General features: G+C 31.0%; 29 protein-coding genes. 20 read left to right on the top strand and 9 right to left on the bottom strand.

The genetic code is table 11. From position 1 onward, the window contains the following. From B7R67_RS22375 to B7R67_RS07530, 3 genes are all read left to right on the top strand, one after another. A partial coding sequence (locus tag B7R67_RS22375; protein ID WP_407920383.1) for a hypothetical protein occupies nucleotides 1-294 on the top strand: 294 nt, incomplete at its 5' end. Nucleotides 295-439: 145 nt separating this feature from the next. Beyond that, entirely contained in the window at nucleotides 440-670 is a 231-nt protein-coding gene (locus tag B7R67_RS07535) for a carboxymuconolactone decarboxylase family protein (RefSeq protein ID WP_088069062.1), read from the top strand. Between the two features lie 371 nt (nucleotides 671-1041). Then, nucleotides 1042-1518, top strand: coding sequence for a carboxymuconolactone decarboxylase family protein (locus B7R67_RS07530; RefSeq protein WP_088069061.1), 477 nt, complete (start codon nucleotides 1042-1044; stop codon nucleotides 1516-1518). Between the two features lie 341 nt (nucleotides 1519-1859). On the opposite strand, the gene sigJ is transcribed toward B7R67_RS07530, so the two are convergent. The 3 genes from sigJ to B7R67_RS07515 form a co-directional block, all read right to left on the bottom strand. After that, entirely contained in the window at nucleotides 1860-2723 is an 864-nt protein-coding gene (gene sigJ / locus B7R67_RS07525) for an RNA polymerase sigma factor SigJ (protein WP_088069060.1), read from the bottom strand. 234 nt (nucleotides 2724-2957) lie between these two features. Then, on the bottom strand, nucleotides 2958-3614 hold the full coding sequence (locus B7R67_RS07520; protein ID WP_088069059.1) for a hypothetical protein: 657 nt from the start codon (nucleotides 3612-3614) through the stop codon (nucleotides 2958-2960). Between the two features lie 228 nt (nucleotides 3615-3842). Next, complete coding sequence (locus tag B7R67_RS07515; protein WP_088069058.1) at nucleotides 3843-4454, bottom strand: flavin reductase family protein; 612 nt, start codon at nucleotides 4452-4454, stop codon at nucleotides 3843-3845. Between the two features lie 102 nt (nucleotides 4455-4556). On the opposite strand from B7R67_RS07515, the gene B7R67_RS07510 reads away from it, so the two are divergent. The 5 genes from B7R67_RS07510 to recQ all read left to right on the top strand — a co-directional run bounded on the left by B7R67_RS07510 (nucleotide 4557) and on the right by recQ (nucleotide 9168). Beyond that, the gene (locus B7R67_RS07510; protein WP_088069057.1) at nucleotides 4557-5243 is read left to right on the top strand and encodes an ArsR/SmtB family transcription factor; all 687 of its coding nucleotides are present in this window, start codon (nucleotides 4557-4559) and stop codon (nucleotides 5241-5243) included. 167 nt (nucleotides 5244-5410) lie between these two features. Then, nucleotides 5411-5611 carry a cold-shock protein gene (locus tag B7R67_RS07505; protein WP_088069056.1) on the top strand — a complete coding sequence of 67 codons (201 nt, stop codon included), beginning with the start codon at nucleotides 5411-5413 and terminating at the stop codon, nucleotides 5609-5611. Between the two features lie 264 nt (nucleotides 5612-5875). Then, nucleotides 5876-6592, top strand: a complete 717-nt coding sequence (locus B7R67_RS07500) for a pseudouridine synthase (protein WP_088069076.1) — start codon at nucleotides 5876-5878, stop codon at nucleotides 6590-6592. Further along, nucleotides 6573-7016: a YaiI/YqxD family protein gene (locus B7R67_RS07495; RefSeq protein ID WP_088069055.1), complete on the top strand. Its 444-nt coding sequence runs from the start codon at nucleotides 6573-6575 to the stop codon at nucleotides 7014-7016. Before B7R67_RS07500 ends, B7R67_RS07495 begins: the two co-directional genes overlap by 20 nt. Before the next feature lie 40 nt (nucleotides 7017-7056). Continuing rightward, entirely contained in the window at nucleotides 7057-9168 is a 2112-nt protein-coding gene (gene recQ / locus B7R67_RS07490; RefSeq protein WP_088069054.1) for a DNA helicase RecQ, read from the top strand. 62 nt (nucleotides 9169-9230) lie between these two features. Here recQ and B7R67_RS07485 read toward each other — a convergent pair whose 3' ends face one another. Both B7R67_RS07485 and B7R67_RS07480 read right to left on the bottom strand, forming a co-directional pair. After that, nucleotides 9231-10832: a glycoside hydrolase family 10 protein gene (locus B7R67_RS07485; RefSeq protein WP_088069053.1), complete on the bottom strand. Its 1602-nt coding sequence runs from the start codon at nucleotides 10830-10832 to the stop codon at nucleotides 9231-9233. Nucleotides 10833-11741: 909 nt separating this feature from the next. Continuing rightward, nucleotides 11742-12656, bottom strand: a complete 915-nt coding sequence (locus B7R67_RS07480; RefSeq protein WP_235822112.1) for a DMT family transporter — start codon at nucleotides 12654-12656, stop codon at nucleotides 11742-11744. A gap of 230 nt (nucleotides 12657-12886) precedes the next feature. Here B7R67_RS07480 and B7R67_RS07475 point away from each other — a divergent pair, with 230 nt between their 5' ends. Beyond that, nucleotides 12887-13438, top strand: coding sequence for an NADPH-dependent FMN reductase (locus B7R67_RS07475; RefSeq protein ID WP_088069052.1), 552 nt, complete (start codon nucleotides 12887-12889; stop codon nucleotides 13436-13438). Between the two features lie 67 nt (nucleotides 13439-13505). Here B7R67_RS07475 and B7R67_RS07470 read toward each other — a convergent pair whose 3' ends face one another. Continuing rightward, nucleotides 13506-14132 (bottom strand): trimeric intracellular cation channel family protein, encoded by a 627-nt coding sequence (locus tag B7R67_RS07470; protein ID WP_088069051.1) that lies wholly within the window; start codon nucleotides 14130-14132, stop codon nucleotides 13506-13508. A gap of 175 nt (nucleotides 14133-14307) precedes the next feature. Between B7R67_RS07470 and B7R67_RS07465 the strand changes: the two genes are divergently transcribed. The 7 genes from B7R67_RS07465 to B7R67_RS07435 all read left to right on the top strand — a co-directional run bounded on the left by B7R67_RS07465 (nucleotide 14308) and on the right by B7R67_RS07435 (nucleotide 20991). Beyond that, entirely contained in the window at nucleotides 14308-15516 is a 1209-nt protein-coding gene (locus B7R67_RS07465; protein WP_088069050.1) for a serine hydrolase domain-containing protein, read from the top strand. Between the two features lie 238 nt (nucleotides 15517-15754). After that, the gene (locus tag B7R67_RS07460; protein WP_158095052.1) at nucleotides 15755-16345 is read left to right on the top strand and encodes a phosphatase PAP2 family protein; all 591 of its coding nucleotides are present in this window, start codon (nucleotides 15755-15757) and stop codon (nucleotides 16343-16345) included. A gap of 29 nt (nucleotides 16346-16374) precedes the next feature. Then, nucleotides 16375-17049 carry a response regulator transcription factor gene (locus tag B7R67_RS07455; RefSeq protein WP_088069048.1) on the top strand — a complete coding sequence of 225 codons (675 nt, stop codon included), beginning with the start codon at nucleotides 16375-16377 and terminating at the stop codon, nucleotides 17047-17049. 1 nt (nucleotide 17050) lies between these two features. Continuing rightward, nucleotides 17051-18385: a sensor histidine kinase gene (locus tag B7R67_RS07450; RefSeq protein WP_088069047.1), complete on the top strand. Its 1335-nt coding sequence runs from the start codon at nucleotides 17051-17053 to the stop codon at nucleotides 18383-18385. A gap of 22 nt (nucleotides 18386-18407) precedes the next feature. Continuing rightward, nucleotides 18408-19055: a VTT domain-containing protein gene (locus tag B7R67_RS07445; RefSeq protein ID WP_088069046.1), complete on the top strand. Its 648-nt coding sequence runs from the start codon at nucleotides 18408-18410 to the stop codon at nucleotides 19053-19055. 243 nt (nucleotides 19056-19298) lie between these two features. Beyond that, nucleotides 19299-19829: a hypothetical protein gene (locus B7R67_RS07440; protein WP_088069045.1), complete on the top strand. Its 531-nt coding sequence runs from the start codon at nucleotides 19299-19301 to the stop codon at nucleotides 19827-19829. A 31-nt stretch (nucleotides 19830-19860) separates the two neighbouring features. Then, nucleotides 19861-20991, top strand: a complete 1131-nt coding sequence (locus B7R67_RS07435; protein ID WP_088069044.1) for an MGDG synthase family glycosyltransferase — start codon at nucleotides 19861-19863, stop codon at nucleotides 20989-20991. A gap of 537 nt (nucleotides 20992-21528) precedes the next feature. On the opposite strand, the gene B7R67_RS07430 is transcribed toward B7R67_RS07435, so the two are convergent. After that, a complete protein-coding gene (locus B7R67_RS07430; RefSeq protein ID WP_088069043.1) occupies nucleotides 21529-22071 on the bottom strand; it encodes a polysaccharide deacetylase family protein in 543 nt (180 codons plus the stop codon). Nucleotides 22072-22243: 172 nt separating this feature from the next. Between B7R67_RS07430 and B7R67_RS07425 the strand changes: the two genes are divergently transcribed. The 3 genes from B7R67_RS07425 to B7R67_RS07415 all read left to right on the top strand — a co-directional run bounded on the left by B7R67_RS07425 (nucleotide 22244) and on the right by B7R67_RS07415 (nucleotide 23470). Then, entirely contained in the window at nucleotides 22244-22834 is a 591-nt protein-coding gene (locus B7R67_RS07425) for an AAA family ATPase (RefSeq protein ID WP_088069042.1), read from the top strand. An 85-nt stretch (nucleotides 22835-22919) separates the two neighbouring features. After that, on the top strand, nucleotides 22920-23240 hold the full coding sequence (locus B7R67_RS07420) for a YbjQ family protein (RefSeq protein ID WP_088011817.1): 321 nt from the start codon (nucleotides 22920-22922) through the stop codon (nucleotides 23238-23240). Then, nucleotides 23240-23470, top strand: a complete 231-nt coding sequence (locus tag B7R67_RS07415) for a hypothetical protein (RefSeq protein ID WP_088069041.1) — start codon at nucleotides 23240-23242, stop codon at nucleotides 23468-23470. The genes B7R67_RS07420 and B7R67_RS07415 overlap by 1 nt, the downstream gene beginning before the upstream one ends. 88 nt (nucleotides 23471-23558) lie before the next feature. On the opposite strand, the gene B7R67_RS07410 is transcribed toward B7R67_RS07415, so the two are convergent. Further along, a complete protein-coding gene (locus tag B7R67_RS07410) occupies nucleotides 23559-24626 on the bottom strand; it encodes a pyruvate kinase (protein WP_088069040.1) in 1068 nt (355 codons plus the stop codon). A gap of 174 nt (nucleotides 24627-24800) precedes the next feature. On the opposite strand from B7R67_RS07410, the gene B7R67_RS07405 reads away from it, so the two are divergent. After that, nucleotides 24801-25355: a class I SAM-dependent methyltransferase gene (locus B7R67_RS07405; protein ID WP_208615635.1), complete on the top strand. Its 555-nt coding sequence runs from the start codon at nucleotides 24801-24803 to the stop codon at nucleotides 25353-25355. Between the two features lie 220 nt (nucleotides 25356-25575). Here the strand turns inward: B7R67_RS07405 and B7R67_RS07400 are convergent, their stop codons facing one another. Then, on the bottom strand, nucleotides 25576-25992 hold the full coding sequence (locus B7R67_RS07400) for a hypothetical protein (RefSeq protein WP_088069036.1): 417 nt from the start codon (nucleotides 25990-25992) through the stop codon (nucleotides 25576-25578). Nucleotides 25993-26106 lie beyond the last annotated feature (114 nt).

Here is a 26106-nt window from a genome sequence, read left to right as displayed (position 1 = left end):
TATATTATAGTTTATTTAGAGATTGATTGGAGTGGAAGGTGGGAGACTCCTATGGGAGTAGCGGGAAGGGTGAGACCCCGCAGGCTTGCCGAGGAGGCTCAGCTCACGCCCCATGGAAAGCGAGCATCCTGCAACGGAAATCATCAACACTCTTTTTTTCAGAGCCAATTAGAGAAATATCCATTATTTATTGAAGCAGCAGTAAAACCGAAATGGTTTTTCTACTGCTTTTTGTTCTTTCATAGTTTATTTGTCAAAATGGTTAATAATTTTCAAATTTATTTTAGAATCTAATGTCACAAAAAGAAATACAAAGTCGTTATATGTACGAGTGAGATAAATGGATGGAAATCGATATGATTATGTATCGTATCCAGTAATCTTATGAGCTCGTATATTCAACTTAAACTAAAAATAAAAAAAGAGAGGTAAGATCAATATGACACGAATTGATTATACGAAACAATCACCAGAATTTTTTAATAAAATGATAGAACTTAGCGCTACAGAGAAGGAAAGTTCAATTGAAGAAAAGACGCTTCATTTAGTTCACATAAGAGCATCACAAATGAATGGATGTGGTTTTTGCTTAGATATTTTCTCACGCCCCATGGAAAGCGAGCATCCTGCAACGGAAATCATCAACACTCTTTTTTTCAGAGCCAATTAGAGAAATATCCATTATTTATTGAAGCAGCAGTAAAACCGAAATGGTTTTTCTACTGCTTTTTGTTCTTTCATAGTTTATTTGTCAAAATGGTTAATAATTTTCAAATTTATTTTAGAATCTAATGTCACAAAAAGAGTTACGTAATCGTTTTATATTCGAGTAAGTGAAATCGAAGGAGGGATAAATCCATTCAGGGGATGACAATCAATAAACTTCAACTTAAGAATGTCACAAAAAGAAATACAAAGTCGTTATATGTACGAGTGAGATAAATGGATGGAAATCGATATGATTATGTATCGTATCCAGTAATCTTATGAGCTCGTATATTCAACTTAAACTAAAAATAAAAAAAGAGAGGTAAGATCAATATGACACGAATTGATTATACGAAACAATCACCAGAATTTTTTAATAAAATGATAGAACTTAGCGCTACAGAGAAGGAAAGTTCAATTGAAGAAAAGACGCTTCATTTAGTTCACATAAGAGCATCACAAATGAATGGATGTGGTTTTTGCTTAGATATGCACGTCAAACAGGCCAAAATACATGGTGAGAGTGAGCTTCGTCTTTACCACATTTCAATTTGGCGTGAATCTACACTATTTAGTCCCCGTGAGCGTGCTGCATTAGCATGGACAGAAATTATGACAAAGATACCAGAACATGGTGTATCTGATGAGATTTATGAACGAGTTCGTGAACAATTCTCAGAAAAAGAATTATCAGATTTAACATTCTCAATTTCGGCAATAAATGTTTGGAATCGCCTAAATGTAGCGTTTAAAACAGTTCCAGGAACAGCAGATGCAGCATTTGGATTATCAAGAGCAGGTCTTAAGTAATTTGCTTACCTATAAAAAAAGAAGAAAGCGCGTTAGAAAATTTCACGCGCTTTCTTTTTTTTTAGGCTTTGTTAATGTTATTAGTTAATTTTTTGCCAAACAAATATTTGAAAAAGATTTTATGCAATTTAAAGACATTGGAGTGGAAGATGGGAGAATTAAAATGCAGGAAGTGCAGGTAAGGCAGGGAAAGAAGAGGAAAACAGATTGATAGGAATACTGTCTTTTAATTTCTTTTCCTTTCTCTTTGATCCTGCCTTTTCTTGTTCCTCTCTTTGGGCATCCTGTAACGGAAATCATCAACATTCTTTTGTTAACAGAGCATTATTTAAAAAACTATTTCATATTCCTATATGCTTCAATTTGTCAGGGTTTCGGATAATATAAATGTTGTGAATCAAATGGTTTACAACATGAATCATTCCTACAGTGTGAACTCCTTCTTTAGAACGAATTACAAATGCAGGTTGTCTATTAATTTGACGAATTTCAACTTGTGACATCCCCTCGGCCAACGTTGCTTTTCGTAGAATCCCATTAAGAAACCTTGTAACAAAATCTCTTGATACAATTGGATTTACTGCGGCTGTTGCTTTACCACCACCATCTGCAACAAGTACAACATTTTGATCAAGCATAGAGATGACTTGATTTAGATTTCCGTTTTTTAGAGCTAGAATAAAATTGTGGGCTATTTCATGAACATTAGCTTCAGAATGAATTTCTTCTTCAGAGTTAATCCCCATCTTTGCCTTTGAACGGCTGAATAGTTTCCGGCAATTAGCTTCACTCTTTTCAACTAAATCGGCTATTTCATGATATTCAAAGCTAAGTGCTTCACGAAGGACAAAAACGACACGCTCTGTTGGTGTCAATTTTTCAAGTAAAACAAGCATTCCATAAGCTAATTGATCTTCACGTTCGACCGATTCTATTGAATTTTCTTCGACATGATATAGGGGTTCTGGAAGCCACTCTCCAAAATATTGCTCACGTCTATTTCGAGCTGATTTTTGTATATCCCGACATCGATTTGTTACCATTTTACAAAGATATGCTTTTGGTTCACTCAGTTTCTCAGGGGATACGTCATATAATTTTATAAAAACGTCATGGACAACATCTTCTGCATCTGAAACTGATCCTAGTAATTGATATGCGAGTTTAAACAGTAACTTTTTATACTGTTCATAAAGAACTTGCATATTTTCACATCCTTTCAATTGTCCAATATACATATTACTATTACGGAATAAGAGCTTCTAATATAACGATAATCGGTAGCTTTTTGTGACAAAATTAATTTTAAATTATTATTAGGTAGCATAAGTACATTTTGTATTTTTACTTCCGACATAAATTTAGATACAAAAACAGCCCGTAATTGTTAAGTTAGTTTCTAACATTTACGGGACGTATAAAAGGGAGTAGGTAGTTATTTAATCGGCTTTATTATAAACAGTACCATCTGTGTCAGTAATAAGTATTTCAGGTTGTAATCGTTCAACACCAATTACAATCACAGGGTTCTTCTCGATTGACTTATTTTGAAATGTTCTTATTTTTATATGAGTGGTGTTACCACTTTCTTCTACATCTAAAACTTCGATATTATTTCCAAACATTTTTTCACCTAAAGAAAGAACAACTCCTTGATTCCCTTCAAGAATCGTAAAGATTTTATATCCTTGAATAGATGGTTCATTCTGGATTTTCTTTATGTAAGAATCAACACTGTTAACATAGGAATAATCTGATTTTTTCACAACCCAGTAATTCAACTTATTCAGATATCCAAATGCTACGTTCGACAGAATAGCCAAAATAACTACAGTATAGATGGACTTTTTCCATAGTAAGCTTGTTGGAAATATGAGCAACAAAACAGCGATTGACAATATTCCTAAACTTATTACACCGTAGCCCATACCTTCAAATCCGCCAACAATAATTATACTTCCTAGAAGAAAAAGTACACCTATTATAAAAACGACTAATGATCTGTACCAAGTTTTTAGTGTTTTACTAAATAAATAGGTTAATGCAAAAAATCCAAGACCTATTGACATACCAATTAGATAGATTACTCCAAACAAAATAACCCTCCTTTTTTACATGTTCAGTAATTACAAAGTAATACTCATTAAAGGGTATCATGAATGAATAGTTTTTACCATAATATTCCAAATATTTTTAATTTCTTTTAGGTTAAATCACCTTATGTAAATAATGCAGGCAATTGCCTAAAATCACTAATTAACCTTAAAAGGAATCTGACTTTTAGATTTGAAACATTCTTTATTTCTAAGCACCAAAGTTAGAAGTTATATTTCCGAACGAAACGTTTTGCCTAACTTATTTCCTAGAGCGAAATAATGACGGAAATTGTATATGAGTGGACTCCATTTATTTGGATCAATATGATTTTCTTCAATGATGATTTCATTATGAGCGTGTACATGTAAAACATGTGTCTCAACAATTGCAAAATCAGGTGAATATTCAGGTATACGAATGTGTTTTACAATTGCCTCAATTTGAATTGGACATTCTGCAATGCGAGTAGGTTTAACTGTTTGTGACTGTATAGCGGTTAATTTACTGATATTGTATTTTTCTTTTTCATATGTAAATCCGTTATTTTTCTTATAATCAGGAACGGGATTTTTTCCTGTATAAGGAGCTAAACATTCAACATTTTCCCATAAAAAAGGACTTGGTACATTAATTACACATTCAGGATGACGTTGTAAATTTTCAATAGCTTTTCCGCCAAGTCCAATTCCTAATATTATACTTTCACCTAATGCCCATGATGAAGACATAGGGCTAATATTAACTGTTTCATCCTCATTCAGCGTATTTAGTAAAATCACAGGTGTTCCATAGTATAAAATCTTTGGTTTTATTAACTTTGTATTTGTAGAATGAGTCATTTTTGTTACCTCCAACTTTTAATTTACTACTAAATTTATTGTAGAATACAAATATTTCCATTATCATCGAAATATGGAATACATAAAGGGAGGAGAATGAAAATGAATGCAAATCCTAATGTAGCAGTAGTTGCTACAATTGTAAGTGAAACTTCTCGTGCAGCAATTTTAACTGTCCTTTTAGATGGGAGGTTTCATCCCGCTAGTGAACTAGCATATATGGCAGGAATAAAACCACAAACTGCTAGTTTTCATTTAGCAAAAATGGTCGATGCGAATTTAATTAGCGTTGAAAAACAAGGGAGACATCGGTATTACGGTATTCGAAATCAAGAAGTTGCTCAAATTTTGGAAACATTATTATCTATTTCTCCACCAATTGAAATTAAGTCATTAAAACAAGCTTCTGAAAATACAGCACTCCGTTTTGCAAGAACTTGCTATGATCATCCCGCCGGTAATTTTGGAGTTCTATTAACAGATTCTTTATTGAAATTGGGAGTTATAAACGAAGAAAAGAATGAATTTATTGTTACTGAGCATGGGGAAAGATTTTTTACTGATTTTCAAATTGATCTTGAAAAGATTAAGAAGAAAAGACGATCATTTTCCCACAAATGTTTAGATTGGAGTGAAAGGCGTTACCACATTGGTGGGGCATTAGGTAATGCTCTTCTAGAAAGATTTTTAGAACTAAATTGGATTCAACGTATGCCAAAAACAAGAGCAATAAAAATTACTTTTGAAGGAAGAAAAGGATTTAAAGATATATTTTCTTTTGATATCTAAAGTAAATACGTTCGGAAAATACGCTAATAAATTTCGCAATGAAAAGACAAACAAAATCATATTCGACTACTTATGCAATTATTTTTCAGGTGAATTTGATATTCTAACCATTTATTGCTACTATTTAACTATTACTAAGTGTGTTGACACACGAGGAGGTAACAATAATGGAACATGGTAAAGTAAAATGGTTTAATGCAGAAAAAGGTTTTGGATTCATCGAGCGTGAAAATGGTGATGATGTATTCGTTCACTTCTCAGCAATCCAAACAGATGGTTTCAAATCATTAGATGAAGGTCAAGCAGTTACATTCGAAGTAGAAAATGGACAACGCGGACCACAAGCAACGAATGTTAAAAAAGCATAGTTAAGTAAAATTAGTCGGATTCTAAATAATAGAATCTGACTTTATTTATGTCTAATAAGGGTAAAATCGAATGTGAATATTAGTAAAGAAATGGTAGAAGGTATGATAACCCTAAACTAAATACCTTTTAAAGCATTAAGGTTTATAATATGGAAAAAACTTGATTAATGGATAGGTCAATTATAACGGAAGAACTATTTTACATTCAGGTTGGCAACAATTTTTGTTATGATAAAAGAAAAGTTAGAAAAAGAGGAACGTGCATTGAGAATTAATGTGTATATTAGTGCTTCAGGTTTTTGTTCAAGAAGAGCTGCAGAGAGATTGGTTGCTTCAGGCCAAGTGAAAATTAATGGTATCCTTGCCGAAAAAAACAGCAATGTTGAAGAAAATGATATTGTGACAATTAAAAATGAAAAGATTCAGCTGACGAGTGAAAAAGACTATATCATTTTGAATAAACCAGTAGGAATAACTTGTACGGGACTTCGTACAGTAGAAGGCAATATTATTGATTTTGTAAATTATCCGAGAAGAGTATTTCCAATCGGTAGATTAGATAAAGATTCAGAAGGGTTAATTATCCTTACAAATGATGGGCCAATTGCACATAAAATATTACATAGTGAACACGGGCATGAGAAAGAATATATCGTTACTGTTGATAAACCAATTAACGAAGCTTTTATTTTGGGGATGTCAAATGGCGTATTACTTGGTGACATACTTACGAAGAAATGTTTCGTATCAAAGATTGATGAGTATACATTTCGAATTATTTTAACCCAAGGCTTAAATCGACAAATCCGTAAAATGGCAAAAAACTTTGGATTTAAAGTTGTTAGATTAAAAAGAGTACGTATTATGAATATAAATTTAGCGAATCTTGCGATAGGGAAATGGAGAAATTTGACTACAGTTGAGATAAACGAATTAAGAGAACAATTGAAAGAGGAAGAAAATAATGAAAATCTTAATTGATGCAGATGGTTGTCCGGTAGTGAATGAAACGATAAAAATTGCAACTGAATTCAATATAAACGTAATTTTGTTATGTGATACCGCTCATATTATGCAAAGAGAAGGCGCAGAAACAATCGTTATTTCACAAGGCGCTGACGCAGTTGATTTTGCATTAGTAAACCGGGTGTCTAAAGGAGATATCATTATTACACAAGATTATGGACTAGCTGCGATGGTGTTATCCAAACAAGCATATGTATTAAATCAAAACGGGTTCCAATATACAAATGAAAATATCGATTCGTTATTACATACACGTTATGTTTCTAAAAAAATACGAAATGCTGGCGGGCGAGTAAAAGGACCAAAAAAACGTCAAAAAGAAGATAATTTAAATTTTGAAAATTGCTTAAGAAATTTACTTTCTTCTATTTCGATATAGTATTATAAAATTGTAGAATAGATGCAAAAAGGAGGTTTATATGCTAACCCAAGCAAGAGCAAACTTAAAAAAGTATTTTGGTTATGAAAATTTTAGAGTTGGACAAGAACAAATTATTGAACGAGTTCTATCAGGAAACCATACAGCAGGTATTATGCCAACTGGTGGTGGAAAGTCGATCTGTTATCAAATTCCAGCGACAATTCTTCAAGGAATTACCCTCGTCATTTCTCCATTAATCTCTTTAATGAAGGACCAAGTTGATTCCCTGCAACAAGTAGGCATACCTTCCACATTTATCAATAGTTCACTTTCATATAATGAAGTAAATGAAAGAATGATGGATTTAAGCTATGGTGAATACAAAATATTGTATATTGCTCCAGAAAGATTAGAATCTGAAAGTTTTATAAATGAATTAAAAAAATTACCTATTATGCTCGTGGCAGTAGATGAAGCTCATTGTATTTCATCATGGGGACATGATTTTAGACCAAGTTATCTACGTATAAAAAAGTTAGTTCAAGAATTACCAACAAATCCGACGATTCTAGCATTGACAGCAACAGCAACTCCACAAGTTAAATCCGATATTTGTAATCAATTAGGCATTAATGAAGAAACTACAATTATGACGGGGTTTGAAAGGTCGAATTTATCTTTTAAAGTAGTTAAAGGTCAAAATCGATTAGATTTTATAAGTCACTATATAAAGAAAAATATAAATGAATCTGGGATTATTTATGCTGCTACAAGGAAAGAAGTAGATAAAGTTACAAATCAATTAAAAAAGCTTGGCATTTCTGTTGGTCGATATCATGCTGGTCTAAGTGATGATGAAAGAGCTATGCAACAAGATGCATTTCTACAAGATGACATAAATGTAATGGTTGCTACAAATGCTTTCGGAATGGGGATTGATAAAAGTAATGTTAGATTTGTAATCCATTATCAAATGCCAAAGAATATGGAAAGCTACTATCAGGAAGCAGGAAGAGCAGGGCGTGATGGATTAGAGAGTGAATGTATTTTACTTTTTAATGCACAAGATGTACAAATCCAAAGGTTCTTAATCGAGCAATCAACTTTTGATCCTGACCGTTTAAAACAAGAAATTGCTAAACTACAATCAATGAAGGATTATAGCTATTGTGAAACATGTCTACAAGCTTTTATCTTAAACTACTTTGGGGATTTCAGTGAACATAAGTGCGGAAAATGCAGTAATTGCATTGATCAACGTACTTCCATCGATATAACAATCGATGCTCAAATTGTTTTATCATGCATTATACGTATGGGGGAACGATTCGGAAAAACGATGGTAGCCTCGGTACTTACTGGTTCAAATAATAAAAAATTACTAGAATTTAATTTTCATACATTAACAACTTATGGGCTATTTAAGGAACGAACGCTTAAAAACGTTGGTGATTTAATTGATTATTTAACTTCTGAGCAATTTATTGGTGTTACAAATGGGAAATTTCCATTACTAACAGTAACGAATAGAGGGAAAGAAGTTTTATTAAATAAAATAACAGTAATGAAAAAAGAAGATCTAAAAATTGAGTACACGAATACTGACAACGATGATTTATTTAACCAATTACGAACTTTACGTAAAGAAATTGCAAGCGAATTAGGAGTTCCACCTTTTGTAGTGTTTTCAGATAGCACGTTAAGAGATTTATGTAATTTACTTCCAACTACTGAAGAAGAATTCTTAAAAGCAAAAGGTGTCGGTTTACAAAAACAACAACGATTCGGAAAACAATTTATTGAAGTAATCAAGAAATATAAAGAAGATCATGCTATTCATGAAGAAGCGGTACAATCAAAAACTACGACGAATAAAAAAATCGCTTCACATAAAATTTCCTATGAATCTTATCAAAATGGAAGTTCAATTTCTGAAATTGCTAAATCAAGAGGATTAAATACAGTAACGGTAGAAAATCATATATTACAAGGCGCAGTAGAAGACGCTACTTTTAAGTGGGATGAATTAGTTCCAAATGAGATAGAAAATCAAATTAAAGAGGCAATAAAGATTGTTGGAAGTGAAAAGCTGAAACCAATTAAAGAAGAATTACCTTCAGATATTACTTATTTTATGATTAAAGCAGTTTTGATGAAAATAGGAGTCTGAGAAATAGATAGAAAAAGAACTTCAAAAATAAATGGAAGTTCTTTTTCTTTTATTAAGTACAATTAGTTTTTATCTGCTTTAACTTTTATTTGATTACTTTCTTTACTTTCATTATGAAGACGATCAACTGCTGTGATTTCATATGTGTAATCTTGATCTTTACATGCTGTTGTATCAAGATAAGTTGTTTCTCCATCTTCAGTTTTACGTATAGTTGTTAAAATATTTCTAGGATCATCAATACTTTCCTTTTTAGTTCCGTCAAAGCGATAGACAACATAATATGCAACGTCATTTTCACTCGGATGATTGTTTACTGTTAGTTTTACACCATTTGAGGTGCGAACAGCATTATCAAACTTTGGTTTCTTAGGTGCTTGATCATCTAACCAAGGCATGGAAGGAATTAACGCTTTTGTTTTATAAACATCCTGACTTAGACGGTCTTTAATACCTAAAGGATTATTGTCTAAATCTTTTATAGAAAAGTGCATACTACCTTTAATTTCTGGAATTGTTCGGTTTAAAGCAATTTGATTCGGTAATTCATCAGGCATAGCCCATGCTTCATTATTTGCATTAATTTTATAATCAGCTTGTCCGATATACAAATCTATATTTTTACCTTGAACTTCCTTTGACCACCAATTTGCAAGAATATCATATGCAGCTGGTTCAAATCCAATATTCCAATAAATCTGTGGAGTAATATAATCTAAATATTCTTTATTGATCCAATTTCTTGTATCAGCGAATAGATCGTCATAATTTGTTTGTCCTGCGGTTGTATTAGAACCGGTTGGGTCTTTCGCTATGTTTCGCCACACCCCAAATGGACTAATTCCAAATTTCACATATGATTTTTCTTTTTTTATACTGTTGTGAAGTTTTTTAACGAATTGATCTACATTATCACGTCGCCAATCATCTTTGTTTGCAAATGTTTGCTTACCGTATTTTTCATAAGAAGGTTGATCTGGAAATTCTTGACCTGCAATACGGTATGGATAAAAATAATCGTCCAAATGCACTGCGTCTATATCATATTTTTTTACAACCTCCATGATTCCATCAATTATAAATTGACGCGCCTCTGGATTACCTGGATCAAAATATAATTGTTTACCATACGGAAGTACCCAATCGGGATGTTTTCTTGCTGGGTGATTTTCTGCTAAAGAATTCAAATCTTCTAAAGTTGCATTACCTGGTGCTGTTCGCGGCATTGTTATACGGTACGGGTTAAACCATGCATGAAATTCGATATTTCGTTTATGAGCCTCCTCAACCATAAATTCAAGAGGATCATAGCCTGGATCTTTTCCTTGTGTACCGGTTAAGTATTTAGACCATGGACCGTATTCAGATGGATAAAATGCATCTGCTGTCGGCTTGATTTGTACAACAACTGAATTCATCCCCATTTTTTCTACTTCATCTAATAGTTTAATAAACTCCGATTTTTGTTGCATAACAGATAAGCCAGTAGCAGATGGCCAATCTATATTTACTACAGATGCAATCCAAGCCGCTCGTAGTTCATGTTTAGGCGGTACTGAATAGTGTGAAGTAGATGCTGCCTTAACGCTCTGAATTTGTGGAAATAATAGGGATGCTCCTACAGTAGCAGCAATTGCATATTTTCCAAACTTTCTTTTGTTCATACATATTCCACCTTACTTTCTATTAAATTTTGTAGCGCTTACATATACTAAAACTAACAAAAATGGAAAGTATTGTCTATAAAATTTGAAATTAAATTTCAAAATAATCTAAAATATCTAGAAATAAAATTTCAATGTAAATATTAAGGAGATAAGTAATAACTTAAACATTTAATTTAAGTGTGATTGTTATTAAGAATACTTGGAAAGAAGCAAGCTCATAAGAGGAGAGAGGAGAAAGGTTTAGGTTTTCTCACATACCAAAATGTCATTCTAAGATGGGGGATAAATACAATTTTGGTTAAGGGAAAAGAATGAAATCATAATAGAAAACATATGAACTAAATGAATAAGAAACGATGGCTGTATACAATTTTTCAATCGTTTAATTCATAATAAATACTAACGACTAAATACTCATTAGCATTGATATGATGTAAATATATATTATTATTTCATTCATCGTTAAAAATTAAAAATTTATTCTAGTGATAAGTAGTAGATTGAAAATAAAAGCGAACATATATTCTGGTGTTTTACATATTTCTATGGTAAAATTAGGTAGAGTAGAGTTGTGGTAGGTGCCTTTCTTCCGTTAGAAGGGAGGTGATATAATGACTGGTTATGAGATTGCAACATTAATCATCCAAACGATTGGAATTACTTCCACTGTAATCTTAGGCGTAATCGGTGTTATCATTTCTTTAAGCAAAAAAAAATAACCACCCTACCCCTCGACTGGTTATGGTGATTATTTTTTCACTAGATCCGAGGAAAGCAACTTTACAATTACTACTCGGAAGGGATGTGTGTGCAGCACATTCCTTTTTATTATATTCTTTATGACTTCATTATAGTACTTTTAGTATAATTTGACAATGAAGATGCCATTTTTTTAGAACTTAACGATCAATTTGCAATTTTATTAGTTGAATTTTGCGCTATTTTCTTTGGAGAATTAAGTAACATGATTAATGCAATTCCTAAAAACGTCATGAAAATACCAGTGATTTGAGTTGAAGTTGGTTTAAACCCAGTTATAACGGTATCTAATAAAATAGCAACTGCAGGATCTAAAAAAGTTAACACTGCAATCATGTTAGAAGGTAAAAACCGGATATTACCGAAGAATAATGCATAAATAATGCCGGTATGTACAAAACCGATAATTAAAATAAAGCTCCAGTTTTCAAAATTCAAATGTTGAAACGCATTAAATTTAACAAATGGAATTAGAAGAATAAATCCTAATGTTGTTTGTATTAATGTAGTAAAATATGAACTAGTTTTTGTAATACCTTTATTGACAACCATTAATATCCCATAAAAGATTGCAGCTAGAAAAGCCCAAATCACACCCGAAGATAGTAATTTATCAACAGAAAAATCTGAATTAATCCCCGATAGAAGTATAGAACCAATAAAACTACTTAGAACTCCAAGTAAAGGAACGACTGTTATTTTTTCTTTATATACAAAACTACCTAATAAAAATAAAATGACAGGTGCTAAATAATAGATTGAAACTGATATTGTAACTGAAAGATTTTCAAATGATTTAAAAAGGCACACCCAGTTCAATACTAATAAGATCCCACTCAATAAAGAGAGTGAAATATCCTTTTTATTGTATATTTCTTTTTTTGCTAAACCTGAAAGGTACCAAACAGCAAATAGAAAAATACTTGCAAAAGTACAGCGGATATAAACTAAATCAATTGCTTTAAGTCCGGTTTTTGGAGCAACGAATCCTACAGTTCCAAATGTTGCCATAGCAATAATTATACTGATTGTTGCTTTTTTATTTCTTACCAGCTTTTCCAATATACATCACATCCTTTTTAAATGTAATTTTAATATTCTGTCAAATAAGTATATAATATAACCCCTTATTAGTACACTTTAGATTTTTACTGATAATAGTAAAAGTAAAAATCTAATTTTTCAATTAATTCCGTTTAAAATATTGGGCAAAAATATTGTTTTCTATTATACTATTGTTTGTAGTTTAAATGTGACTAGAACAACTAATTAACAATGTGAGGGGAATTTAAATGAACATCGTCGTAGTAAATGGGTCACCAAGAACAATTGGTCGAACTAGATTCTTAGCAAAACAAATTGCTGAAGCTAATAATTTTTCATACTTAGATTTAGCGATAGAAGAAGTTCCTCTTTATAATGGAGAAGCTGAACAAAAAGATTTAGAGGTCGTAAAATCAATTAAAGAGTTATTAGTTAAAGCAGACGGTTTAATCCTATGTACACCAGAATACAATAATGCAATGAGTGGCGCATTAAAAAATCTAGTTGAACTTTTAGGGTCAGAACCATTTAAGAAAAAGCCGACTTCTTTATTAGCAGTAGCTGGTGGAGGGAAAGGTGGAATTAATGCTTTAAATAATATGAGAACTGTGATTCGTGGCGTTTATGGCAATGCTCTACCAAAGCAATTAGTTTTAGACCCAGTTGATTTCGAAAATGATACAATCGTAAAACCAGATGCTTTTGCGAAAGTTGTTGAAGTAATTGATGAATTAAAAGAATATGTTCAAAAAGAAATTTTATATAAAGAATACATAGAAACAAAAAGTGTCTCTAAATAATTAAAAATGGTCCTAATCTTTTTAAAAGGTTAGGACCATTAAAAATAGCTTAACAAAATTGTTAAGCTTAAAGTAAAAATGATTTATCGTTTACATTTCGAATAGGGAAATTAACTTTATATCGTACAGCAATTATTCTAATAGCTGTTGTAATAAGAAAGCAGATATATAAAGATTCTAATTTTGAAAACTCACCATTAGTGAACAAAATCGATAAGGATCCAATAATTGCTGCTATAGCATAAATTTCTTTTCTGAATACAAAAGGGATTTCTCTAGCAAAAACATCGCGCATAATGCCGCCACCGATTCCAGTGATTAATCCCATCGAAACAATCAGGAACGATCCTTTTAAACCATGATCTATAGCCGAATATGAGCCAACTGCTGTAAAAACTCCTAGACCGATGGCATCAGTAATAATTAATGTTGAATTGAATTTCAATGTTCGTTGATAAAATAGCCATGTTAAAATCGAAACAACCGTACTTACGATAAAGTATTGAGGTTTTGCAAATGCATTCGGTACTGTTTGACCTAAAATAATGTCACGTATTAATCCTCCACCCAATGCTGTACATGCTGCTAAAAAAACAACACCAAATAAGTCCAATTTCTTTTGAATACCAACTAATGTACCTGATATACTTGCAGCTATGATTCCTGCATACACAAAAACCTCAATCAATATCATTTATTCTATCCCCTTAATTCCGTTTTCATAAGATTCATTTTAGCAACATGAAAAGGGTATTACAATATTAAAATAATTATGTAAACGCTTCATTTAAAAAAATTTTTTCTACATAAAAAAATTACATATTTTCACTATGTTTTTATAAAAAAATTCGGCATTGGAGAGGTTTAAAATGATTAAATACGAAGATATCCAATCTAAAATGATACGTGAAATATTACAAGAAAAAATGGGGAAATTTAGAATAGTTGGCTTCCAAGCTGCAGCTGTTTATAAAGATAAGTTAATTTGGTCCGAGGCACTCGGTTACCGAAATTTGAAAACAAAAGATCTGGTGACCGAAAAAACGATGTTTCGGATCGCTTCAATTTCAAAATTATTTACTTCAACCGCAATTATGCAACTGGTTGAGAAAAATTTAGTAAATTTAGACGAAGATATAAGTAATTATCTTGGATTTAAAGTTAGAAATCCACGATATCCCAATTCAACGATTACGTTAAGACATCTTTTAACTCACCTATCTTCATTAAATTCAGATGATGTTTCAAATAGCATTTATGCAAAATTTATAAAAGAAGGCCATTTGGATATTACAATAAAAATTGAAGATTTACTTTTAGAGGGTGGTAAGTTCTACACGAGCAAAATTTGGGGAGATTGGGAGCCAGGGGACAAAACTAAATGGATGTATTCGAATATTGGAGCAATAATTTGTGGGGCGATTATCGAAAAAACCTCGGATTTACGGTTCGATGAATATATAAAGCAATCTATTTTTGAGCCATTACATATGAAGAATGTAGCATTTTCTTATTCTAATCTAATTAAAAATCAGCACGAAGTAGCGAACTTATATGAATTAGACAAAGACTTAGACGTTTTCAACATTACAATTGAAGATGACCAACAAGAAGAGTACTCGAAAAATTACTGGGATGAATATATTTCTGGTACCCATGGTGGATTATTTGAGCCTCAAGGCGGGTTAAGAACAACTGCAATTGAACTTAGTAAATTTTTAAGAGCACATATGCTAAATGGTAGCTTTGATGGTTCTCAAATTTTGAAACCTGAAACATCAAGTTATATGAAATCAATTCATTGGTCTAGAGAAGAGAAGAATCATTTCTTTTCGAAAATGGGGTTAGGTTTTCATATCAGTCATGATTTTTTATCAAATTACAATGAAATGATTGGCCATGCTGGTGAAGCCTATGGATTGATTAGCAATTTATATTGGCATGAGGATAAAAAATTTGGCATGATCTTTATTTTAAATGGATGCCAATTTGAATTAAATAATGAAACGAGACTTGAAGTAGAGAAGGAGATCGCTGAGGTTATTTATAAACATGTTATTGAAAAAACTTTAAAATAAATTTGGTTTAAGGGGAAAGTGAAAGGAAAAGATATTAAAAGACTTTAAAGTATTTTATTGGATTTATTTCTTCCTATTTGCCTTTCCTGCCTTTATATTTCAACACTCTGTAAAAAGGATCTTTAGAAAGATCCTTTTTTTGTTGAACAGTTTTAATCAATATTTTTTACGTTTTTCATTTTTTTTTCATAAAACTTATCTATAATGAGGAACGAATTAAAAAATGGAGGAAAGTTTTATGAACTATTCAATTTTCAAATTTATAAATGATTTTGCAGGGAAATCGTCGGTTTTAGATCATTTTATGATTTTCTTATCAAAATCTGCGATTGTAGTAGTAATTGGATTACTATGTTATTTATGGTTCCAAAAAAATACAAACAAAAAATATACAGCTTTTTATATCGTTTTGACACTGATTTTAGCTTTAGGGAGCAACTTAATTTTACATCAATTCTATTATCACGCTCGTCCATTCGTTAACCATCATGTAACGAAACTTATAAGTCACTCATCCGATTCATCATTTGTAAGTGATCACGGTACATTAGTATTTTCGACTGCGATTATTTTATTACTAAGAAAAAATTCATTAGCTAAATATAGCGCTATTTGGGCTATATTGGTTGGTATATCACGCATCTACGTTGGTGTGCACTATCCTTTTGATATCGTCGGCTCATTTATTTTATCTGGATTAGCTGCATTAGTTGTCATCAAAACTAAAAACTATACAGAGTTTTTAATGAAAATATTATTAAAAGTATACGAAATAATAGTAAATAGGCTTCCTATAACGATGAGAAAGAAATTAAGTTCTGCAGAATAAAAATACGAATTGAATAAAGGGGATTAAAATTGAAGATTTTATTTGCTGAAGATGATCAGAAACTAGGAAAACTCACGACACATTTGCTAAAAACACAAACGCCTTTTCAAATTGAATGGGCTATGAATGGTACTGAAGCAATGGAGTTAGCACTACATTATGAATTCGATTTACTTATATTAGATTGGATGTTACCAGAAATGAGTGGCATTGAAATTTGCAAAAACCTTAGAAGTAAAGGGTTTGAAGGTCCAATTTTAATGTTAACTGCTAGAGATAGTATTAATCATCGAGTAGAAGGGTTAGAAGCTGGAGCAGATGACTATTTAATAAAGCCTTTCGATTTTAGTGAACTTGTTGCAAGAATCAAAGTGCTTAATCGAAGAAACTTTGCTCCACTTCAAGAAGATATTATTAAAATAGAAGATTTATCATACAATCGGACAAATTTTAACTTAAGTAGAGGATCAGAGCAAATCCAGTTAACACAAAGAGAACTACAACTTTTTGATTTGCTAGTTAAAAATAGAGGAATTGTTTTAACTAGAGAAGTTATTTTTGAAAGAGTATGGGGAATTGAATCAGAAGTTACGAGTAATGCAGTAGATGCATATGTAAAAAATCTTCGAAAAAAAATCGATTTACCTGATCATCAAACTTATATTAAAAGCGTTAGAGGTGTTGGCTATACAATCGAAAAATGAGATGTCATTATTTCAAAAAATTAGTAAACGATTAACCTTTTTTAACCTTAGAATTTTAATCATTTTTATTATTTTATTTAATATTTCAGTGGGGGTAGCACTTTCGTTTTATATCTATTTAGATCAAAAAAGTGACTTATTAACTGTTTTAAAGGGTGAAATAAAAGAAGTAAAAATGAAAGAATCAACTTTAAATCCTGATTATGATAATAATCACCATGAACACAAACAACATAAAAACGTTTATTTTAATTATCTATTAAATAAACATAACGATTTTGAAATTTACGATGAAACAGCACCAGGATACACAAAGGATATTGAAAAAGTATTAAGAAAAATTGATCCAAATCAAAATAGGGTAGTAATTAAGCGAATTGCTCCACATCATAAAGAAGAGCTAAATTTAATGATTATCACAGAAAAAGTTTATAATTCTTCCCATCAATTAATTGGCACAATCTATAGTGGTAAAGATTTATCATCAGTTGTTTATTTAATAAAACAATTTGTGAGTATTTCATTTTTATTATCAATTATCTTTTGTTTTATGGCGTATTACTTTGGGAAGAAAATCACTAACCAAGCAATGGAACCAATTATCGCATCATATAAAGAACAACAAGAATTTGTAGAAAACGCATCCCATGAATTAAGAACACCATTATCTGTATTACAAGCGGGGATTGAAGTATTAAGTATAGAGGAAGACAGGCTTTCAGATTTTGGTAAAGAAACATTAATGGATTTAAAAAAGGAATTGAGTGATACGCGGAATCTTGTACACCAATTACTGTTCTTAGCAAGAATTGATAATAAACAAATTGCTAAAATGAATATTGAAGAGTTCCAATTAGATACTTTTACAGAACAAATTCAAAAAGCTTGGCAATATAAAGCATCAGAAAAAAATCAAAAAATAGAAATAAAACAACTCCATAAATTAACGGTTCAAACTAATCAGGAAAGTTTTAAACAATTAATAAATATTTTCGTGGATAACGCTATTAAATATTCTCCATCAAATTCTACCATTACTTTGAATTATTTTGTCCAGTCAGAAAAGAAAACAAAGTATTTATTATTTGAAATTAGCGATTGTGGTATAGGCATCAAAAAAGAGCTGCAAGAGAAAATATTTAATCGTTTTTACCGAATCGAAGAACATAGATCGAGAGATGAAGGAAACACTGGTTTAGGCTTATCAATTGCAAAATCGATTATTGAGTCATTTAATGGAAAAATCATTGTTCAAAGTCAGCTTGGAAAAGGTAGTACATTTATTATGAAAATACCAGTCTCCGATATATTTAAATTAAATAAAACAGTGTCATAAAAGTGAATTTTGGAGGCTTTAAATGGAATTGATTAAAAAAATTATTGATCTTATTTTGCACTTGGATCAACATCTTATTTCTTTTGTCCATCAATTTGGATCATTAACTTATTTCATTATATTTATCATGATTGTGCTTGAAACAGGATTAGTTGTGACACCATTTTTACCAGGTGATTCATTAATTTTTACAGCTGGTGCACTAGCTGCTCTACATTTTTTAAATCTAACTGTGTTATTGATTATTTTAATCATAGCAGCAACATTAGGAGATTCGTTAAATTATTTAATTGGTCAGAAACTTGGGTTGAAAATTCTTAATAGTAAAAGAATGAAAATAATTAATGTTGAACATATTAAAGAAACTCAAGAGTTCTATAAAAAGAAGGGCGCAAAATTCATAGTATTAGCTAGATTTATACCAATCATTAGGACTTTCGCACCTTTTGTAGCAGGGATAGGAGAAATGAATTATTCAACATTTATAACCTACAACTTACTTGGCGCGACACTTTGGGCGAGCTTAATGGTTATTCTTGGTTATTTCTTTGGTAACATTCCAATCATAAAAAATCATTTTGGATTATTAACAATTGGCATTGTCATTATTTCAATCATTCCAGTTGTAAAAGATTTAATAAATAAATCTTCGAAAAAAAGCAAAATTTAACATAATTAAATTATTATTTAACAAAAAACGTATAAATTTTCACTTTATTTTCATTTTTCTTTTATACAATAGTTCGTGTAATCACTTGTAAGCATACTTAAATGAAATGAACAGACAAATAAAAATCATCTTGCAGCTAGTGTTCTAGATTATAGCAAATGATTTTCACATAATAAACAGAAATGAGATTTGAAAAAAGTTTAAATTATATATTATTTTTCGAAAATGAAAGGAAATACTGCAATGCTAAAAAATTGGGTGAAAAATAAAAACGAAAGAAAGTTAATTTATTTAAGTTTAATCATATCAATCATTATTTTGGGGTTGGGATGTTGGACAATTTTACATCAAAATGAACTTAATTTACAATCACATAATCCTTTAAAATCTTATGCAAAAAATAAGGGTTCCCTAGGTAGAATTGGAGTCTTTACTGCCTTTGCAATGTTTCCTTTATATTACTTAATAAGATTAAAGAAATTAAATGGACAAATAAAATTTAAAAAATTTATAGGTAAATTATTAAAATGGTGCAAATTAATACATGTACCGGTTTCTTTAATTGCATTTGTTTTGATTACAATCCATTCAGTTATCATGACATTTTTTCAATGGAAAACCAATGCAGTCTATATATCAGGTGTAATTACTTATTTATTATTAATTCCATTAGGAATTTTAGGATTCTTAAGATACAAACGAAAAGACAAAAACTGGCATTATTACCTTTCATTTGCTGTTGTCATTTCAATGCTTATCCATACCTTTATTTAATTATATTGTTTTTTATGAGAGGTTGATCATTATGGTATTGCAGCCTAAAATACTTGTCGTTACATCAAGTTTTGGAAACGGGCATAAGCAAGTTTCAAAAGCGTTAAAAAGCGAATTTGAACAATATAACTTTAATGATGTAACAATCATAGATATTTATGAAGAAGCTTATCCTAAAATCAATATTTTTGCTAAAAGTATTCATATGCAGTTATTCCAACATGCTCAAACAATCTATAAATGGTTCTTTTATGGAACCGAAAAATTATTTGATAGTGTTTTTTTTGACAGGTTATTGGAATTAAGTGGAAAGAGCATCAAAAGTATTCTACAAAATGAAAAGCCCGATATTATCATCACTACTTTTCCTGTTGGTTCAGTAGCAAAATGGAAAAAATATTCAACTCATCCATGTAAACTCTATACAGTAGTAACTGATTATTATATTCATCGCTCTTGGATTCACGATGAAATTGATCGGTACTACATTGCAACTGAGGAATTAATCGATCAAATGGTAAAATTAGGCGTTTCAAAATCAAAAATATTTGTTAGCGGTATTCCGCTTCGTGAAGAATTTAGAGATGTAGTTTCAATAAAAAAAGATAATAAATGTATTTCTAGAACAAGTCATCAAATTCTAATTGTTGCTGGTGCATTAGGGATTCTAAAAGATGTTGTAAAAATGGCAAAACAATTGATTCAACATACGAATCTTAATCTAATCGTTGTATGTGGAAATAATCAAATACTTTATAAAAAATTGATAAAACTGAAAGAATTGAATGAGGGTCGATTACAAGTTTTTGGCTATGTAAATAATATTCGAAGCTTATACAACAATTCTGATTTATTAATAACGAAACCGGGCGGAATTACATTATCGGAAAGTATAGCATGTAGTTTGCCGACTATTTTATATAAACCTACACCTGGTCAAGAGAAAGAGAATTCACGAATATTTGAAAATGCTGGAGCTTCAGTAACGGTAAAATCGGTTCAAGAGTTAATTGATTATATTCAACAATTTCTTTCAAAACCAAATTATTTAGAACAAATGAAATCTTCATTGACCTCTTTAAATAAAGGGTTTAGTTCACAGTTAATTGTGAATGATATTTTTGGATCATCGTTTATAAATAAAAAAGAGAGGGTTACTTAACTCTCTCTTTTTTATTGTTGTAGAAAAATTAATTACTGTAACAATTAAGTTATTTATATAAATTATTTTTCAGCGAATATGTGATTTGATGAATTCCACTGCAGGATGCTCGCTTTCCGTGGGGCGTGAGCTGAGTCTCCTCGGCTAGCCTGCGGGGTCTCAGCCTTCCCGCATCTCCCACAGGAGTCGAGTATCCTTTCGTTCCATTCAACTCTGAAAACATTTTATTATCACTTTTAAAGTAACACTTTCAAAGTTCATTAGAAAATAAAAGTATCAGCATTACAATTTAAACATGAAATTAAACTAATATTTAAAGTGAGATAGTCTTCTGATTAGTCTTTGTAAGAGGTAGACTTATTTTTCTCTTTGTTTACACTTTTCATCGATTCTTACAAATTGAAAATCGTTTCGAAAGCAATAATCTATAAAGTCTTCTAAAGCTTTGATTGTATTAGTAGGTGCATCTTCATCTGCTCCAAAAGTATTTCCATTGTCGTGTAGTAAAATGATTGAGCCCGGTTTGGTTTGTTTTTTTTAAAGGTTTAAAATTTCATCACTGCCGTTTTTGTTATCCCAATCATAAGCCATGACTGACCATAAGACTGTTTGGTATTTTTTATTAAAAATAGTTGGCAATGAAATTAATCCCCAAGGTGGACGGTAATATTTCGGTTCACTTTTTGTTATTTTTTGTATACTATTTGCTGTTTTTTCTATTTGGTTTTTTAATGCATTTGGGCTAAGCAACCAATTACATATGTGTTTGTAATTGTGAATGCCAATAAGATGGCCTTCTTCATGCATTCTTTTAATAATAGCAGGATTCTTTTCTGCCTCAGAACCTAATATAAAAAAGGTTGCCTTAATCGATTTAGATTGAAGTAAGTCTAATAGAATCGGCGTATAAATTGGATGGGGGCCATCATCGAATGTTAATGCAATCTGTTTATTGTCACTGTTATCTAATTGGTGAATTGCAAACTTTTTGAAAACTCGAGTTAGTAGAGCAGGAAATATTGCATAGATAAGAATAAGCAACAAACCGATTGTTCCGATTAATAAAACATAATTTAACATAATTTCTCCTTGCAAATCGTTAAAAATAGTTGACTCCTTTATTATATTCTAAAATCAATCTTTATTGGAAATAAAGGATATTTTCAAAGTTCAAAAAAAGACATCTAAGCTTTTATTGGGTTATAATAAATTTTAGTGTAGTAACAATTAGAAAATAAAGGAAGTAGTTAACTTGGGGAGTATTATTTCAATTCAAGGTTCAATGGCTGTAGGTAAAACTACTTTAGCAAAAAGATTAGAAAAGAGATTAAATCATTATCAAGTAGTTTACGAAAATCCTTATCCAATTGTGAATAAACGGAATAATTTAAGAATTGATTTACATACACTAGAAGGGTTTATACAAAACCAACGATTATTTATTGAAGCAGAAATTAATCGATTTAATCGTGTTCCAGATTCGAATATTATTTTTGATAGAGGTCCAGAGGATATAGAATTTTACACACTTTACTTTCCTATAGCAAATGGATATTCATGGGACATCGAGAATCATTTAAAGAAAGAACTTTTTGAATTACGAAAATGTAGATCAAAAATGATCGTTTATTTAGATGCTGAAATCGAGACGATCCAAATGAGAAAGCAAAATGATCTGACTAAAAGAAGGAATTCCTTTAATGAAAATTTGAAATTATATCAATTTGAAAAAGATTGGTTTAATCAATTTAACACAAACTATTTTGATGTAAATGATAAAACACCTGATGAGATTGAAGAATTGATAGTACAATTGGTAAGAGAAAATAATGAAGATAGATAAAGGGATTGGAACCCTTTATGTAGAAATTATTAACGATAGATACTATTTTAATAAAGGTATACGAATAATTTTTGGGGTGATGAACATGATCGTAGTAACGACAGAAAATATTGAAGGATATAAGCTTGTCGAAGTAAAAGGCCCAGTTTTTGGCGTAATTGTTCGAAGCAGAGGTTTAGGTGGAGACATCCTAGCTGGTCTAAAGAGTCTTGTTGGTGGAGAAATCAAACAGTACACTGCAATGCTAGAGGATGCTAGAAAAGAAGCAATGGACCGTATGACAAAAAATGCCAGTGAAATGGATGCGAATGCAATTATCATGATGCGATTTGACTCTGGGGAAATTGGTCAAAACATGAGTGAAATCGTTGCTTATGGTACCGCTGTAGTAGTTGAGAAGATATAGTGAAATCATTTGTAATCGGGTTCTATGGAGTCCAAATATTAGTTTTTTTAGCTTGTTTACTTCTAGGTTATTTTATTTATGACAAACGTTTTAATCGAAATCATGGTGATTCAATTCCTAATGGGTTTGAACGGACTAATGAGGTAAACATTGATCCAGTAACAGGTGAGAGAACAAGAGTATACTATAATCATGACACTGGTGAACGTTTTTATAAAAAGGAAAAATAATTTGATGATTCAAATGGAAAGACACCCTTTTAACATGAAAAGAAAGGGCGTCTTTTTTTTATCTAGATCATTTCGAAATGGTAAGCGATTAGTTCATTGTCGAATTGATTAACTCAATCATATCTGCAAAATCAAATGGTGATTTTGACTTAACAGTTTCAGCAAATTGAGAAATAAGTTTTAGAGTATCTATACTTTGAATCGGGAAATGACCAGCTGCGCTTTCAGCGGATAACATGACAGCATTTGTACCATCCATTACTGCCTGGAAGACATCTGTAACTTCTGCTCTTGTAGGTAATGAACTATCTACCATGGATTGTAACATTTGGGTTGCGGTTATCACATAGGTATTTGTTGCATTACATTCATGAATCATTGCTCTTTGTAATAGTGGAATCCATTGGAAAGGAAGTTCTACTCCTAAATCACCTCGTGCAATCATAATCGCATTAGTTTCTTCATTAATTTCTTGGAAATTTCTAATGGCTTCAATTGTTTCAATTTTAGCAACTAATTGAGGACATTTTTCTTTTTTTGAATGTATAAAACTTCGAATTTCTTTTAAATGAGATGCTCTTCGGATAAATGAACACGCAATAAAATCCAAGTCTTGTTGTAAGATGAATTCAATGTCCTTTTTATCCTTTTCTGAAATTGCTGGTAAATTTGTAACGACTCCAGGTAGATTCACACCTTTATGAGAGGAAATTTCGCCACCAGTTTTAACTGTTGTAATAATTTTCGACTGCTCAATATTTTTTACAAGCAATTCGACTGCTCCATCATTTATTAGAATACGATCACCAGACTTAACATCATTCATTAAACCATGATAATCAACACTTGCTTGATTTTTATCACCTGTTACATCATCAATTAAAAGAGTAAAAGATTGATTTGCTTCAAGTATTATTTTTTCACCTTCAATTTTACCCAATCTAATTTTAGGTCCTTGTAAATCACCTAAAATTTTAATTGGTTTACCAGTCTTTGTACTGATTGATTTTATTAATCGAATAACATTTTGATGACTTTCATGGGTGCCATGTGAAAAATTCAACCGTGCAATCGTCATACCGTGTTCGATCAATTCAGTCAGTATTTTTTGATCAAAACTGGCAGGACCAATCGTACAAATTCGATCTATTGTCATTTTATCGCCTCCATTTAATGGAATTATTATGCCCAAGACGCAAAATTTAAAAAGAAATATAATCTGACAAAATACGATATGGAAAACTGAATTTAAATACTTTTGAAGGATATTAGTTAATGAACACAGAACTTACTTTAAATGTAAATTTGATTTGAGGTGAATCGATTGGTAATGAAACAAGAAGTAATTAGAGTCGAAATTGGAGCAGGAGAATTTAACAATAATCCAGATTGGATTCGAACTCGTGAAGAAGAACTAAATTTATTAGAAAAATCAACATGGGAAAATAAATTCAAAAGAAATTCGATCACAGCCATTCTGGCAGAGCATGTATGGGAGCATTTAACATATGATGAAGGCTTAGAGGCAGCAAAAAATTGTTATCACTATTTAAAAAAATCCGGTACTATTCGTTGTGCAGTACCGGATGGATTTTTCCAAGATGAAGTATATCAAAATATCGTAAAAATAGGTGGTCCTGGACCATTAGATCATCCAGCAGCTAGTCATAAAATAGTTTATAATTATAAGACTTTCGTAAAATTGTTTGAAACTGCAGGATTTGAAGTGAAATTACTAGAGTACTGTGATGAAGATGGAAATTTTCATTTCAATGATTGGGATGGAAAAGATGGTGTAATTTTTCGATCCAAAAAATACGATCCGAGGAATCAAGGTGAAAAAATCCAGTTCCCATCGATTATTATTGATGCAATAAAGAGGTAATAAAGGCAGGATAAGACAGGAAAGGCAGGGAAAGCAGATTGGGCAGGACTTTTAAAATTCTTCTCTAAAGTCTTTTAAGTTTTTTTACATTTCTCCTTGATCCTGCCTTTCCTAGCACCTGTTCTTAAATCCTGTAGTGGAATTCAAAAAGTCACATTCTTATTTACTTAGGACAATATAAGTAGAAAAAGAACTGAAGATTCTTCAGTCCTTTTTTTAATTAATACACCATAATCCCTTTAATTTCTTTTATAATTCGTTCGATTTGGCCCTGAAACATCATTGATGGAATGAAAAGAGATTCCTCAGGATGACTAACTACTAGATAAGCACTATATGAAGGTGTTTCTTTATAACGATATTGTAAGTTTACTCTAGTTATATGATGAGGAGGAATTGTTCGCTTAAATCCCCAGCGTACATATGTAACACCGTTTTCATTTATCGTTATGACCATACTTCGGATATATCCAAAATAAGCTAGAAAAACGCATCCTAAAGAAGCAAATAATAAATAGGACGTAGTTTCCTTAGGGAAACCATGTTCTTGTACAAAAGAAGTAAAACATGTTACACAAATAGTAAACAAAATAAATACTAAAAAATTTGATAGTTTTCCACTACTTCGAAATTTCATTATTAGATGCCTCCTCTTCTATTTTGCCTATTAAGCTAGTTTATGCAGAAATAGACAATAAAAACGTCTTTTAATCAATTTTAATGAAAAATAACTAAATTTAGGTTTATTTAG

Source organism: Gottfriedia luciferensis (genome assembly GCF_002156865.1).
GTDB lineage: Bacteria > Bacillota > Bacilli > Bacillales > Bacillaceae_G > Gottfriedia > Gottfriedia luciferensis.
Note: the sequence above shows the minus strand (reverse complement) of the source record. Positions and strands in the feature narration are given on the sequence as shown.